The following is a 13,793-nucleotide window of genomic DNA, read 5'->3' as shown; positions in this document are numbered from 1 at the left end:
TCGTCAATTCGCGACACGCAATATGTAAAGGCGGGCAAGCGGGAAGGTCAGTCTTCTATTTTGCGCGCTTCCGAAATCAGCATGATCGGCACGCCATCGCGGATCGGATAAGCGAGCCTCGCGCTTTCGGAGATGAGTTCATTGCGGGCGCGGTCATAGGCAAGGCGCCCTTTCGTCAAAGGGCAAACCAGCAGCTCCAGCAGCTTGGGATCGACATTGCTCATCCTGTCGTCCATGGCGGCGATCCTATTGCAGCACGTTGCCGCCCTCGCCCGATCCCTGGGCAAGAACGATCTCGGTGATGGCGATCAATGTTTCGGCCCGCGTCTTCAGGTCCGGCGCTTCCAGAAGCGCCTGTTTTTCAGCCGGTCCGAAGGGAGACATCATGGAAAGCGAATTGACGAGAACGCGATTGCCCGCCCTTTCCACGCTTTCCCAATCGGCTTCCAGCTGGTTGGCATCCAGAAACGAACGGAATACCCGGAGCAGGTTTTCGCGGTCCACCGCATCCTCGTCATATTCGCCGGAAAGATCGGCGATGAAGGGCGCATGCCGGAAGCTGCGGTAGGGTTTGCCCGCCTCCACCTCTTCCAGCAGGCGGAAGCGGCACACGCCGGTGAGCGAGATGATATAACGGCCATCGCCGGTTTCGGAAAAGGACGTGATGCGGCCGAGGCAGCCGACCGCGCTCAGCGGACCGCCCTCAAGCCCCGCCTCGATGACATGCAGGGCGGGCTGCACCATGCCGATGATGCGATGGCCGGCCAATGCCCAGTCGATCATGGCGAGATATCGAGGCTCGAAAATATTGAGTGGAAGATGGCCTTCCGGTAGAAGCAGCGCGCCTGGCAATGGAAAGACCGGCACGGTTTCCGGCAGATCGTCGTTCTTCACATATCTCGCATTTCCGACATGCATGGGAATCAAGCCCCCTGTTCACTGCTGCCCGGCCGGCGGATCAACCGCCGCGGCCGGGATATGCCCGCATTACGAAAACAGTATCGCCGAAAGCTTCCTGCGGCCGGCAACGGTTGCCGGGTCCTTGAAGCCCCAGGCCTCGAAAAACTCCAGAAGCTGGCGGCGCGCGCCATCATCGTCGAAGGTCCGGTCCTTGCGCATGACGTAAAGCAGATGGTCCGCGGCCTCGTCGCGCCGCCCTTGAGCATTCAGCACCTTGGCAAGCTTCACCCGAGCCTCGTGACGATCGGGATCGAGCGCCAGCTCGCGCTCCAGCGCGACCGGGTCGCCGATCTTGCGGGCTTCCTCATATTGCGCGATCTTTTTCGAAACGAGCTGAATGCCCGCATCTTCGTTGAGTTCCGCAGGCAGCGAAGAGAGCAGTTCGCTTGCCCGCTCATATTGACCGGCGGCGATCATGCATTCGGCGATACCGGCAATCGCGGCCGGATTTTCCGGATCGGCCTGCATGACGGCGCCGAAAAGCTGCGCCGCACCGTTGAAATCGCCATCCGCCAGAAGCTGCTTCGCCTCCGTCAGAACAGCCTCGATCTCGGCCTTGGGATCGCCCGCATCAGGCCCGGCGATCTTCTCGATGAACTGCTTGATCTGGCTTTCCGGCACGGCACCCATGAAGCCATCCACCGGCCGGCCGTCGGCAAAGGCGACGATTGCCGGAATGGACTGGATACCGAGCTGGCCGGGGATCGACGGGTGGTCGTCGATATTCAGCTTCACGAGCTTCACGCGGCCATTCGCCTCGTTGATGACCTTCTCGAGCACCGGCGTCAGCTGCTTGCACGGGCCGCACCAGGGCGCCCAGAAATCCACCAGAACCGGCTGGCGACGCGATTCCTCAAGAACGTCCCTGGAGAAACCCGCCGTCGTGGTGTCCTTGATGTGGCCGGAGGCCGCGCCGTTCAGTTCGCCATTATGATGGGCGCTTGCGGTCATCTGCCCGCTATAGGAACCGCCGTAAGGATTATTTTCGCCGCTCATGCCGGTCTCCCGTAACCTCTGTCATATGTCTTATTTGAAGCAAAGATCGTATCTCACTCGCTGACTTTCAAGACAAGCGGCGCATGTCCGGTTGCCTCGAGAAAGCGAATGAGATCCGTGGACGCGATCGTTGTCGTCTGGTCGTTGGAAAGCGGATGGCCATTGACCAGCTCGTTTTCCAGAAGCCCGCTGTCGAGCACGAAGGTGACCTGCCTGTCGGTGTCGTTGATGGCTCCGAACACCGTTACCGAGCCCGGCACGACGCCCAGATATTCAAGCATCTTTTCCGGTCTGCCAAAGGACACGCGGCTTGCCGCACCGATGGTCTTGTGAACGCTTTTCAGATCGACGACCGCATTTTCGTCAACGGTCAGAACGAAATACTGATCCTTCTTGTCCTTTACAAAGAGGTTCTTTGTATGGCCGCCGGGAATGAGGTCGCGCAGCGACTGGGATTCGGCGACGGTAAACACCGGTTCGTGCTGCTTCGTGGTGTGGGAAATGCCGAGTCCGTCGAGAAACTCGAACAGCTCCGATGCCGTCTTCTGGGAATTTTCCGCCATATCCTGCCGCCTGCCTCTACCGATTCCACTATGCTTGTTTCCTGATTAAGCGGGCAACCGACGCTTGGCAACGCAGGAAAAAACAGCGGGATGAAAAATTCTCAATCATTTCCGCCGCTTGTCGCATTTCTCAAAGAAATTTTCGCGTTTTTGTCATTTCCCTGTTGCATTCCAAAATCGATTGAGCGATATAGCGCCCGTCGCCGCTTGGCGGCCCACGGTTCAGCGAACTACCCCGGACCGGTGGATTTGAGCGGGTGTAGCTCAGGGGTAGAGCACAACCTTGCCAAGGTTGGGGTCGAGGGTTCAAATCCCTTCGCCCGCTCCAAATTTCCCTAAAGATAGAATATTTATCAAAGTATCCCTGTTCGCGCGCGTCGCATCGTTCCGTGTCGTGGGGCTTGAAACTCGGCCTGCCCAGCCCCCTGTCGGCAAAGCGTGACGGAAATTATTCCGCAAGCGGAACTTATGCGGAAGATGTCCGTTTCAGACCCGAGGCTCCTAACCTCAGTTCCCCTCTGATTGCCCGCCATGAGCGGGCATTTTTTTGCCGGTGCCCCTGGAACAGCTTATGTGCACAGCACGTTCTCCTGCGTTGTTCAACGCGGGGAAGAGCCATGTCCGCACATCCTGGAAGAATTCTCTTGATTGCCGCATTCGCCACCTTGTCAATATCAGGCACATCCTTTGCCGCAGATATGACGGTTTATCGTGAGGAACGGGTTTTGCCGCACAAAACACATCCTCAACCGCAGCGGATCGAAAATACCTATTCCAATCTCGCAGAAATGCGCTGCACCGAAAATATCGTGTCCTATCGCTCCCCTTACGAGCGGCACACGGAACAGGTCACGCTCTGCCATCCTCCACTAAACTGGCGAACAGGGCCATCAACAGCAACAATATGGTCGCCTTGATCTTGCCATAATTCATTCAATGTGCTTTTGTGCAGCCGCCCTTGTGGGAGGGGGTAGAGGTCGAGACCCGCTGGCTGCATTTTGGCAGTAAGCGGGTTTCCCTTTTTTTAGGCATAACTTACCGGCAAGCACCATCGGATCAATCGTTTCTCCGGCTCGGAAAAGCAACGAAACACGGGCGCAGAATGGTGCGATCTGGATTTTTCATATGAAGAAAAGTGGTAGCGGGAGAGGGACTTGAACCCCCGACACGCGGATTATGATTCCGCTGCTCTAACCACCTGAGCTACCCCGCCACAGGGGAAACGTGACAGTCATGTGACCGGCCGTTCCATCAGGATGAGCGGCTTATAAGGTGCCGCTCCCCAAAGTGTCAAGCGCAAGATGCGCAAAAAATTCGCTTTCCGCATCGCTGCAAAAAGCGAATGGTTTCAGGCGGCAACCGGCTTTTCCAGAAGCGCCTTCAGCGACGCCTCGGCTTCCGCCGAGCGTTCCGACCGTTCGATGAAACCGCCGCCGTAAACGCGGGCGTCGGCACCCGGCGCGGAATAAAGCACGCAGGCCTGACCGGGAGCGACACCGGCCTCCCCGGTCATCAGGTCCACATAAATACCGTTTTCATCCGCATGCAGCACCGCTTCCGTCGGCGGGCGGGTGGAGCGCACCTTGGCGAAACAGGCAAAGCCCTGCCCGGCATCGCTCGCCAACTCGCCGTCGCCCAGCCAGTTCATATCACGCAGATAGACCCGGCGGGTTTCCAGCGCCTCGCGCGGGCCAACGATGACCCGGCGGCCCCGTGCATCGAGATGCACGACATAAAGCGGCTCCCCCGTAGCGACACCAATGCCGCGGCGCTGGCCGATCGTGTAATGCACGATGCCATCGTGGCGGCCGAGCACGCGCCCGTCGAGATGGACGATATCGCCCGCCAATGCCGCATTCGGCTTCAGCTTGTTGATGATATCGGTATATTTGCCCTGCGGCACGAAACAGATGTCCTGGCTGTCAGCCTTCTTGGCCACGACAAGCCCCATATCTTCCGCCAGAGCGCGCGTCTCGGCCTTGGAGAGGCCGCCGAGCGGAAAGCGCAGATAGTCGATCTGTTCCTGCGTCGTTGCGAACAGGAACCAGCTCTGGTCGCGGTCGCTGTCGATCGGCCGATAAAGCGCACGCCGCCCCGGCTGACCGGAAACGGGATTGGGACGCGAGCGGATGTAATGGCCGGTCGCCAGCGCATCGGCGCCGAGTTCCTGCGCCGTAGCGAGCAGATCGGCGAATTTTACCGTCTGGTTGCAGGCCACGCAGGGGATCGGCGTTTCACCCATCGCATAGGCTTCGGCAAAGGGGTTGATGACGGTTTCGCGGAACCGCGCTTCGTAATCCAGCACATAGTGGGGAATTCCGAGCGTTTCGCAGACCCGGCGCGCATCGTCTATATCCTGCCCCGCGCAACAGGAGCCCGCGCGGTGCACGGCAGCACCGTGGTCATAGAGCTGGAGGGTAATGCCGAGGACATCATAACCCTCGCGCTTGAGGATACCGGCCACCACCGAAGAATCGACGCCACCGGACATGGCGACAACGATCCGGGTATCTTCCGGCCTCTTGTCAAAATCGAGCGTATTCACGTTTTTTCCCATCGTCAGTCATAACGGGGGTAAAGGCCCCGCCGCCTGTCGGTCATCCGCCGCGAGAAACCTGGCCATCAATCGGGCCGTCCTGTCTCGTCATCCTGCGGATTTAAGGGCTGCATATAGAAAGGAATGGCCGCGCACGCAAGTACGGGGCGGAAAACCGCCCCGCAAAGCCGTCAGATTCGGGCTGGGACCGCCCTCAGGCGCCGGCCGTCTTCTGGCCGCTGCTGCCGAACCACCTGTCGCGCTCCCGCCACAGGGCTGGCAGAGCCAGCAATCCGATAGCCGTGAAGGCGATCAGCGTCTTGTTGAGCTGCGACAGCTCCGCCGTGCGGCCATCCAGATAATAGACTCCATAAACGATCACCACGTGCCAGACATAGACCTGCAGCGAATGGCGGCCGAGCAATTGCAGGAACTTCAGCGACAGCACCCAGATGACGCCCTCAGCGATGGAGCGCACGAGCGGACGGTGGTGTTTCGGACCTGCGATCACCAGCCAGGTAAGGCCGACGCCGACGGCGAGAAAGTTGATGAGATAGACCGGGCCGAAATCGGCGCGGATTTCCATGGTGGAAAATTTGCCCATCATGAATTCCGGCATCAGGCCCCAGGCGGTGGCGATGCGTAGCGGCATGAAGAATAGGCAGATGACGAGTGCCGCCTTCGGCAGCCACGTATGCTCAGGCGAGAAGATCGCCTTCCACGGAATGCGGTTCTGCGCCGTCATCGCGCCCATCACCAGCGCCGAATAGAATACGAGCTGCCAGCCGAGCAGGTTGAAGCTGACGCGAATGCCCTGCTGGTCCGCACCCTTCACGAGTTCGTTGAGCGGGGTCGTCACGATCTGCTGCAGGCCAAGCTGGCCGGCCATCCAGACCAGCAGGGAGCCGGCCATGACATAGGCCCACTTGCCGTCGAGGCAGAGCTTCACCAGCACCGGCGCAAAGATCATGTAGACGATATATTGCGGCAGAATATCCATGAAGGTCGGCTGGAACAGGAATGTCGCAATCGCCGCCAGTCGCAGCGGATCGTCGAACGACGTCATGCCAAGCCAGTTGTACCAGATGTAAGGCGCATGCGGGATGACCATGCGGAAGAACAGCACGGCGATGACGAGACCCATCGCGTAACGATAGAGTTCCAGCGCCCGGTTCCAGATCATCTGCTTGCCGGCGTCATAGCCGTATTTCATCATCTTGCGCGCATAGACCATGCCGATCAGCAGGCCGGACAGGAACACGAAGCCCTGGGCGTCCTCGACAAAGGCAAACTGCCGGTGATTGATTTCCACCAGCCAGAAGCCGCCGGCAAACACCAGATGGTTGATCAGCATGAAGACGAGGAAGTAACCACGCATCCCGTCGATCAGGTCAAAGCGTTTCATCTCGATAGCTCTCCGTTCTCGCAGGGCCTGCATTGCCCAGCCACCCAGCCCGGCTTGGGAGGGGCCGGGGATTGGATTGTCAACGCTGTTTTGCGCCTGAGGTTCCCTTTCCAAAGCGGTTTAGAACCGGCGCGAAAAGTCACATTGACGTGTATGCGTTCTGGTTAGGATGCAGGGACTGAATGCCGGATGAATAAAAAAGGGCAATTCCGTGAAGCGGATGAGCCATGCGCGGGCAACATGCCGCAACAGGCAGGGCTCAAAGCCTTGCATAGCAGGGCGAAGCGGAATTCACCGCCGATAAGCGGGGGAGATATCACCCGTTAGATTTATCAGTCGTTTTTTGCCTGCATCTTGCTGTCCCTTTGGCTAAGCGAGCGTCGGCGTGACCATGCTTTCCGGGAGCGAGACGAGCAAAGGCCCGGCGGTCACCAAACCGCCGGGCCTTATTTGTTAAACACGCTTCGATTCGTCAGGCAGCGGCCTGAATGGCGGCCACCTGCCAGTTGTCGTTTCCGGGGCGGCGAACGAAGGTCCACATTTCCACCGCTTCAGAAGGCTGGTGTTCGTCACCTTCGATCACCTTGCCGGAGGTGCGGTCGCGCATCACGTCGATGGCGGAGTAACGCATCGCCACCGTTGCATAATCCTGGCCCTCTTCGTGCCATGCTTCGGCGACGTCGCCCTGTAGCAGCGTCACATCGCGGACGTCGTTTTTTACGCCGCTCGTGGCGTTGTCGCTCAGTTCTTCTGCGAGGTAAGACATGGCTTCCGGCGTCGTCAGCTTGCGCAATGTGCCATAATCCTCGGCGGCATAGGCGGCCTGAACGTCTTCCAGCATTTTCTGGAAAGTTTCGAGATCGCCCTGGGTAATGCCGATTTCATCGCCTTCCGACATGGCATTGGCATGAGGCGCGGGGGCATGAGGCGCAGGCTTTGCCGTTGCGGCAGCGGCGGCTGCACCGCCCGCAGTGCCGGCCGGCGCGCCGATCTTCGGAATCTTGAACGAGGAAGCGGCAGAACCCGCCTGCGAAGCGCCATTATAGGAAGAACCGGAATGATCCGTGCGCTGAGACCCGCCGGCCGAGCCATAAGCGGGCTGGCCCTGACGGCGCGAGGCGAAAAAACGCATGGCGAGCATTACCAGAAGACCGATCAACGCCACCTGCAACAGCATGCCGAAGAAACCGGCCATGCCGCCAAAACCGCCACCCAGCAGCATGCCGAACAGACCGCCCATCAAGAGGCCGCCCATCAAACCACCCATCATGCCGCCGAACAGGCCGCGGCTCTGCTGCGGCGCCTGCGCGCCCGGACGGGCCGGCTGAGCAGCGTTCGGCGCTGCCTGATTGGTGTTGGGCGTCATGCTGCGGTTGATCGGCGCGGTCTGGCCGGGCGCGGTGCTGGTCGAAGGCGGAGCGGAATAGGTCCGCGTGCCGCGGCTGCCGAAACCGCCGCTGGCGCGACGCGCTTCTGCCATATCAACCGCCACGAAAGACACCGCGATACCAAGCGCGGCGACTGCGAACAAACCCTTGAAGCGCCGAAAGGCAGCAAACATCGTTATCTCCTGTTGGCCGCCCTCCCATGAGCGGCATGTCAGCAGGCGATATAGCAACTCATGATCATCATTTTTAGAGCACTTGGCTTAAATTTTTTGTGATATGCAACCAATGCGATAGTCGCCCGTATTTTGCGACGAAACAGACACTGGAAAAACGAAAAACCCGGCACAGGGTCTCCCCTGCGCCGGGCCTTATTGTCCCCTTGGGAGGAACGATAAGATCAGTCGACGTTAAACGTCAGCGGCTTCACCTGGCGGATCGCCGGGTTGGCGCGCAGCTTGTCGAGCACGGCTTCGGAAACCGGGCCGTCGACATAAAGCAGCGCGATGGCGTCGCCACCTTCCTTTTCACGGCCGAGCTGGAAGTTGGCGATGTTGACGCCAGCCTCGCCGAGCGTGGTGCCCATGAAGCCGATCATGCCGGGAACGTCGGTGTTGGTGATGTAGATCATGTGCGATCCGACATCGGCATCCATGTTGATGTTCTTGATCTGGATGAAGCGCGGCTTGCCATCCGAGAACACCGTGCCGGCAACCGAGCGGATCTGGTTTTCCGTCTTGACCGTCAGCTTGATGTAGCCGTCGTAAACGCCGGTCTTGTCGCGCTTGACCTCGGAGAGGATGATGCCCTTTTCCTTGATCATGACCGGGGCCGAAACCATGTTTACATCCGCAACCTGGCTGCGGATCAGGCCGGCCAGCAGGGCGCTGGTCAATGCCTTGGTGTTCATGCTGGCGGTTGCGCCATCATAGAGGATTTCGATTTCCTTGGTGGCGCTTTCCTGCACCTGGCCGACGAAGGAGCCGAGAACATCCGCCAGACGGATGAAAGGCTTCAGGCGCGGTGCTTCCTCAGCCGTGATCGACGGCATGTTGATGGCGTTGGAAACCGCACCCTTGACCAGATAATCCGACATCTGCTCGGCAACCTGAAGGGCGACGTTTTCCTGCGCTTCCGTGGTCGACGCACCGAGATGCGGCGTGCAGACGACATTCGGCAGGCCGAAAAGCGGGCTCTCGGTGGCGGGCTCGACTTCGAACACGTCGAAACCGGCACCGGCGACATGGCCGGACTTGATGGCTTCGGCAAGGGCCGCTTCATCCACCAGACCGCCACGGGCGCAGTTGACGATACGAACGCCCTTCTTGGTCTTGGCAAGATTTTCAGCATTGAGGATGCCGCGCGTCTTGTCGGTCATCGGCACGTGCAGGGTGATGAAGTCGGCCTGCGCCAGAAGCTCGTCCAGCTCAACCTTGGTCACGCCCATTTCCTGCGCGCGCTCCGGCGACAGGAAGGGGTCGTAGGCCAGAACATGCATCTTCAAGCCCAGGGCCCGCGAGCAGACGATGCCGCCGATATTGCCGGCACCGATGACGCCGAGCGTCTTGCCGGTGATTTCGACACCCATGAATTTCGACTTTTCCCACTTGCCGGCCTGCGTGGAGCTGTCTGCGGCCGGAAGCTGGCGGGCGACGGCGAACATCAGCGCAATCGCATGTTCGGCTGTGGTGATGGAGTTGCCGAAGGGCGTGTTCATGACGATGATGCCGCGGCGCGAGGCGGCCGGGATATCGACATTGTCCACACCGATGCCGGCGCGGCCAATGACCTTGAGGTTGGTCGCCGCCTCGATCAGCTTTTCGGTCGCCTTGGTGGCGGAGCGGATGGCGAGACCATCGTAGTTACCGATGATTTCAGCAAGCTTGTCCTTGTCCTTGCCGAGCTTCGGCTGGAAATCGACTTCGACGCCACGATCGCGGAAGATCTGGACGGCGGTTTCCGACAGTTCGTCGGATACGAGTACGCGAGGTGCCATGGTTCACGGGCTCCTTGAAAGCGGTGCAGTTTTGAAAGCGGGGAATATGCGGCCCCGCATCAGCGCAGGGCCGGTATCAAAATCAGGCGGCAGCCTTGGAAAGTGCTGCCTTCTGCGTCTGGTAGGCCCAGGCAAGCCAGGGCATGACGGCTTCCATATCCGCCGTCTCGATGGTCGCGCCGGCCCAGATGCGCAGGCCGGACGGGGCGTCGCGGTAAGCGCCGATATCGAGGGCGACATTTTCCTTTTCGAGCAGGGAGACAACGCCCTTGGCGAAATCAGCCTGTGCGGCGGCATCCAGCGCCTGCACCTCGGGATCGACGATCTTCAGGCAGACGGAGGTGTTGGAGCGGGTTTCCGGCTTGACGGCCAGGTTGGCGATCCAGTCGTTCTTTTCGATGAAGTCGTAAATGACCTTGGCATTGGCATCGGCACGACCGATCAGCGCCTTGAGGCCACCGAGATTCTTCGCCCATAGCAGCGCGTCGATGTAATCTTCAACGCAGAGCATGGACGGCGTGTTGATGGTTTCGCCGGTGAAGATGCCTTCGATCAGCTTGCCGCCGGAGACCATGCGGAAGATTTTCGGCAGAGGCCATGCCGGCGCGTAGCTCAAGAGACGCTCGACAGCGCGTGGCGAAAGGATGATGACGCCATGGCCGCCCTCACCGCCCAGCACCTTCTGCCAGGAGAAGGTGACGACGTCGAGTTTCGTAAAATCCATGTCCTGTGCGAAGGCCGCCGAAGTGGCGTCGCAAATGGTCAGACCCTTGCGGTCAGCCGGGATGAAATCGGCATTGGGGACGCGAACGCCAGAGGTGGTGCCGTTCCAGGTGAAAACCACGTCGCGGTCGAAATCGACCTCGGCAAGGTTCGGCAGCAGGCCGTAATCGGCCTCGAATTTGCGGACGTCCTTCAGCTTCAGCTGCTTGACGACGTCAGTGACCCAGCCGGCGCCAAAGCTTTCCCAGGCGAGCATATCGACGCCGCGTTCACCGAGCAGCGACCAGAGCGCCATTTCAACGGCGCCGGTGTCGGATGCGGGAACGATACCGATGCGATAATCGGCAGGAACGTTCAGAACTTCACGGGTGAGATCGATGGCCTGCTTCAGCTTGGCTTTGCCAACCTTGGCGCGATGCGAGCGACCGAGCGGCGCATCGGAAAGAGCATCTAGCGACCAACCGGGACGCTTCGAGCAGGGACCAGAGGAAAAATGCGTATTGCCCGGACGGACGTCCGGCTTCACGATATCTGTCATTTAACTACCCTTTCAGATAGGCGCCTCTCGTTAGGGAGAGGTGTCCTGACGCCGTTGCTATTCCTCTCGCCGGTCCCAGTCAAGCGGAATATGTCGCTACGCAGAAGAATTTTGGTCCATATGCGTCATGCCCCGTGTCAGATGCCGGTAAAACAAAACCGCCCGCACCCGGAGGATGCGGACGGTCTGAAACTACCAGCGGGGCGTGACGTTTATTTATAAACGGCAGGCTGCAGCGGAATATCGGCGGGCGGCATGTATTGCGCGGTATCGCAGCCGTTGAAGACATAACGGCCGCCGACGCGCACTTCATGCGAATAAAGGCCCTTGTCACGACCCGGACCGCCGCCATTCTCATAAGCGAACATATCGCCCTTGTTGATATGGCGGAAACGATAGCCGATATCGGCCTTCAGGTTACAGGTGACATCGATGGATGCGCCGGCCATCAGAGCGTAGGCGAAGCGCCACTTGCCCTTGCCGCCATGTTCCGTGGTCGGGTCGCAGCCCAGGCCATTGACGCTGCAGGATGTGTTGCGCAGCTTGTCCCACTTGACGTAGGAACCGCCGATACCGCCACCGACATAAGGGGTGACACGGCCATAGGTGCCCAGATCGACGTAGGCATTCGCCATCAGAGTATAGGCGCGAACCGAGCTAAGGTCCTCTGAGACGCAGCGACCGGGAACGGAACCGCAGAAGCCGCTCGTGGAGCCGCGAAAATCCGACTTACCCATATAGTCGAAGGTCACGTCACTGCGGAAATAATTGTTGAACTGATAACCGACACCGGCGCCGATGACATAGCTGTCCTTGATAGTCGCGGTATCGAAATCCGCGAGGTAGCCGCCGGGGCCGCCCTGGTAATAATGGGCGCCGCGCAGCTTGTTGAAGGAATAACCGACGTCGCCGCGCAGATACCAGCCGCTTGCCTGGGTGATCTCGACTTCGGGGGCCTCGACATAGGCCGGTGCGGGCTCGGCTTGATAAAGATCGGCAGCGATGGCGCTGGTACCGGTCAGCAGGACGGCCAGAAATCCGGCCAGGACGTTTTTCATGACTTCCACTCCAGAAGAGGCACGTGCGGTTTCGGCAGCAGATGCCAGTGAACTGTTCAGTCATGGAGATTGACGTAAAATGGTTAAGTCCCGATTAACCACGATCATTCACTATATTTATTAGGAAATATTCAAAGAAAAAGCCGGCTGCAGAGCCGGCTTTTTCAGGCGTTACTGTCGTGGAAGCTCACGCCGCCGAGCGGGCATTGGCGATGACGCCGACGAGATCGTTGACGATCTGCTCCACCTTCGCGCTGTCGTCGCCTTCCGCCATGACGCGGATCAGCGGTTCCGTGCCCGAGGGGCGGATGACGAGGCGGCCATTATTGGCCAATGCGCTTTCCGCATCCGCAATCGCCTGCTGCACGACAGGGTTTTCCAGCGGCTTGCCGCCGGAAATACGGACATTCTTCAAAAGCTGCGGCACCGGCTCGAACTTGCGGCAGACTTCGCTGACCGTGAGGCCGGAGCGCTTGACCTTGGCGAGAACCTGCAAGGCCGCAACAAGGCCATCGCCCGTCGTGCCATAATCCGACAGCACGATATGGCCGGACTGCTCGCCGCCAACGTTGAAATTGTGGTTACGCATATGCTCAACGACATAGCGGTCGCCCACCTTGGTACGGGCAAGGGTGAGGCCCTTGTCGCCCAGGAAACGTTCAAGACCGAGATTCGACATGACGGTCGCCACGATACCGCCGCCGCGCAGCGTGTTGTCGGCAGCCCAGCTATCGGCGATGACGGCCATCAGCTGGTCGCCATCAACGATCTCGCCGCGCTCGTCAACGATGATGACGCGGTCCGCATCGCCATCGAGCGCGATGCCGATATCGGCCCGTACTTCATGCACCTTCTTCTGCAGCGCTTCCGGGTGGGTGGAGCCGCATTCCAGATTGATGTTGATGCCGTTCGGCTCATTGCCGATGGTGACGACTTCCGCGCCGAGTTCCCAGAGCGCAGCAGGCGCCACCTTGTAAGCCGCGCCATTGGCGCAGTCGATGGCGATCCGCAGTCCGCTCAGCGTCACATCGCGCGGCAGGGTGCGCTTGACGAATTCGATATAACGATAGATGTCGCCATCCACGCGCTTGGCGCGGCCGATCTCGCTCGGCTTGGCCAGCTGCGCATAGATATCCTTGTCGAGAAGGTCCTCGATCTCCAGTTCCAGCTCGTCGGAAAGCTTGTAACCATCCGGTCCGAAAAGCTTGATGCCGTTATCGGAGAAGGGATTGTGCGAGGCTGAGATCATCACACCGATATCGGCGCGCAGGGAGCGGGTCAGCATGGCGACGGCGGGCGTCGGAATGGGGCCGAGCAGGAAGACATCGAGACCGGCGGCGGTGAAGCCGGCGACCAGTGCGTTCTCCAGCATATAACCGGAAAGGCGCGTATCCTTGCCGATGACCACGCGATGGCGATGATGGCCACGGCGGAAGATCGTCCCGACCGCAATGCCCACACGCATCGCCAGATCAGGCGTCATGGGAAATACGTTCGATTGTCCGCGGATACCATCGGTTCCGAAATAACGGCGTGCCATTTGAACTCCAAATCTTTTCCAGCATTCCGGCAAAGGTGAAAACAGCCGGAAGCGTTTTTGGCTAGATGCCACAAACCACGATAAACAGCACGT

The 13,793-nt window shown here is 59.6% G+C and carries 12 protein-coding genes and 2 tRNA genes; 2 read left to right on the top strand and 12 right to left on the bottom strand.

The features are described 5' to 3' along the window. Positions 1 to 47 precede the first annotated feature (47 nt). The 4 genes from EM858_RS01575 to EM858_RS01560 form a co-directional block, all read right to left on the bottom strand. On the bottom strand, positions 48 to 236 hold the full coding sequence (locus EM858_RS01575; protein ID WP_003523265.1) for a Trm112 family protein: 189 nt from the start codon (positions 234 to 236) through the stop codon (positions 48 to 50). Positions 237 to 246: 10 nt separating this feature from the next. Further along, positions 247 to 918 (bottom strand): LON peptidase substrate-binding domain-containing protein, encoded by a 672-nt coding sequence (locus EM858_RS01570; RefSeq protein ID WP_003523264.1) that lies wholly within the window; start codon positions 916 to 918, stop codon positions 247 to 249. A 69-nt stretch (positions 919 to 987) separates the two neighbouring features. After that, positions 988 to 1,956, bottom strand: coding sequence for a thioredoxin (trxA, locus tag EM858_RS01565; protein WP_035261692.1), 969 nt, complete (start codon positions 1,954 to 1,956; stop codon positions 988 to 990). 53 nt (positions 1,957 to 2,009) lie between these two features. Then, the gene (locus EM858_RS01560) at positions 2,010 to 2,519 is read right to left on the bottom strand and encodes a prolyl-tRNA synthetase associated domain-containing protein (RefSeq protein ID WP_127755582.1); all 510 of its coding nucleotides are present in this window, start codon (positions 2,517 to 2,519) and stop codon (positions 2,010 to 2,012) included. 253 nt (positions 2,520 to 2,772) lie between these two features. Between EM858_RS01560 and EM858_RS01555 the strand changes: the two genes are divergently transcribed. Both EM858_RS01555 and EM858_RS01550 read left to right on the top strand, forming a co-directional pair. Continuing rightward, positions 2,773 to 2,847, top strand: a tRNA-Gly gene (locus EM858_RS01555). Positions 2,848 to 3,136: 289 nt separating this feature from the next. Next, positions 3,137 to 3,436: a hypothetical protein gene (locus tag EM858_RS01550; RefSeq protein ID WP_127755581.1), complete on the top strand. Its 300-nt coding sequence runs from the start codon at positions 3,137 to 3,139 to the stop codon at positions 3,434 to 3,436. 219 nt (positions 3,437 to 3,655) lie between these two features. On the opposite strand, the gene EM858_RS01545 is transcribed toward EM858_RS01550, so the two are convergent. From EM858_RS01545 to glmM, 8 genes are all read right to left on the bottom strand, one after another. Beyond that, positions 3,656 to 3,732 (bottom strand) — tRNA-Met (locus EM858_RS01545). A 135-nt stretch (positions 3,733 to 3,867) separates the two neighbouring features. Next, entirely contained in the window at positions 3,868 to 5,064 is a 1,197-nt protein-coding gene (gene mnmA, locus EM858_RS01540; protein ID WP_080819497.1) for a tRNA 2-thiouridine(34) synthase MnmA, read from the bottom strand. 205 nt (positions 5,065 to 5,269) lie between these two features. After that, positions 5,270 to 6,460 carry an OpgC domain-containing protein gene (opgC, locus tag EM858_RS01535; RefSeq protein WP_127755580.1) on the bottom strand — a complete coding sequence of 397 codons (1,191 nt, stop codon included), beginning with the start codon at positions 6,458 to 6,460 and terminating at the stop codon, positions 5,270 to 5,272. A gap of 472 nt (positions 6,461 to 6,932) precedes the next feature. Next, entirely contained in the window at positions 6,933 to 8,021 is a 1,089-nt protein-coding gene (locus tag EM858_RS01530; protein ID WP_127755579.1) for a Tim44 domain-containing protein, read from the bottom strand. 224 nt (positions 8,022 to 8,245) lie between these two features. Further along, on the bottom strand, positions 8,246 to 9,841 hold the full coding sequence (gene serA, locus EM858_RS01525) for a phosphoglycerate dehydrogenase (protein WP_127755578.1): 1,596 nt from the start codon (positions 9,839 to 9,841) through the stop codon (positions 8,246 to 8,248). Between the two features lie 82 nt (positions 9,842 to 9,923). Further along, positions 9,924 to 11,102: a phosphoserine transaminase gene (locus tag EM858_RS01520; protein ID WP_127755577.1), complete on the bottom strand. Its 1,179-nt coding sequence runs from the start codon at positions 11,100 to 11,102 to the stop codon at positions 9,924 to 9,926. A gap of 212 nt (positions 11,103 to 11,314) precedes the next feature. Next, positions 11,315 to 12,160: an outer membrane protein gene (locus EM858_RS01515; RefSeq protein ID WP_020810670.1), complete on the bottom strand. Its 846-nt coding sequence runs from the start codon at positions 12,158 to 12,160 to the stop codon at positions 11,315 to 11,317. Between the two features lie 187 nt (positions 12,161 to 12,347). After that, entirely contained in the window at positions 12,348 to 13,700 is a 1,353-nt protein-coding gene (gene glmM, locus EM858_RS01510; RefSeq protein WP_003523248.1) for a phosphoglucosamine mutase, read from the bottom strand. Between the last annotated feature and the right edge of the window lie 93 nt (positions 13,701 to 13,793).

The sequence above is a fragment of the Agrobacterium sp. CNPSo 2736 genome (assembly GCF_004005385.1).
Classification (GTDB): Bacteria; Pseudomonadota; Alphaproteobacteria; order Rhizobiales; family Rhizobiaceae; genus Agrobacterium; species Agrobacterium leguminum.
The sequence above is the reverse complement of the archived record's forward strand: the minus strand, read 5'-3'. Positions and strand labels throughout refer to the sequence as shown.

What these genes read in the sequence shown, in the direction of transcription:
- EM858_RS01560 (WP_127755582.1), bottom strand. Translation starts at nt 2,519, where the DNA reads ATGGCGGAAAATTCCCAGAAGACGGCATCGGAGCTGTTCGAGTTTCTC.
- trxA (WP_035261692.1), bottom strand. Translation starts at nt 1,956, where the DNA reads ATGAGCGGCGAAAATAATCCTTACGGCGGTTCCTATAGCGGGCAGATG.
- opgC (WP_127755580.1), bottom strand. Translation starts at nt 6,460, where the DNA reads ATGAAACGCTTTGACCTGATCGACGGGATGCGTGGTTACTTCCTCGTC.
- EM858_RS01515 (WP_020810670.1), bottom strand. Translation starts at nt 12,160, where the DNA reads ATGAAAAACGTCCTGGCCGGATTTCTGGCCGTCCTGCTGACCGGTACC.
- EM858_RS01520 (WP_127755577.1), bottom strand. Translation starts at nt 11,102, where the DNA reads ATGACAGATATCGTGAAGCCGGACGTCCGTCCGGGCAATACGCATTTT.
- serA (WP_127755578.1), bottom strand. Translation starts at nt 9,841, where the DNA reads ATGGCACCTCGCGTACTCGTATCCGACGAACTGTCGGAAACCGCCGTC.
- EM858_RS01530 (WP_127755579.1), bottom strand. Translation starts at nt 8,021, where the DNA reads ATGTTTGCTGCCTTTCGGCGCTTCAAGGGTTTGTTCGCAGTCGCCGCG.
- EM858_RS01550 (WP_127755581.1), top strand. Translation starts at nt 3,137, where the DNA reads ATGTCCGCACATCCTGGAAGAATTCTCTTGATTGCCGCATTCGCCACC.
- glmM (WP_003523248.1), bottom strand. Translation starts at nt 13,700, where the DNA reads ATGGCACGCCGTTATTTCGGAACCGATGGTATCCGCGGACAATCGAAC.
- EM858_RS01570 (WP_003523264.1), bottom strand. Translation starts at nt 918, where the DNA reads ATGCATGTCGGAAATGCGAGATATGTGAAGAACGACGATCTGCCGGAA.
- EM858_RS01575 (WP_003523265.1), bottom strand. Translation starts at nt 236, where the DNA reads ATGGACGACAGGATGAGCAATGTCGATCCCAAGCTGCTGGAGCTGCTG.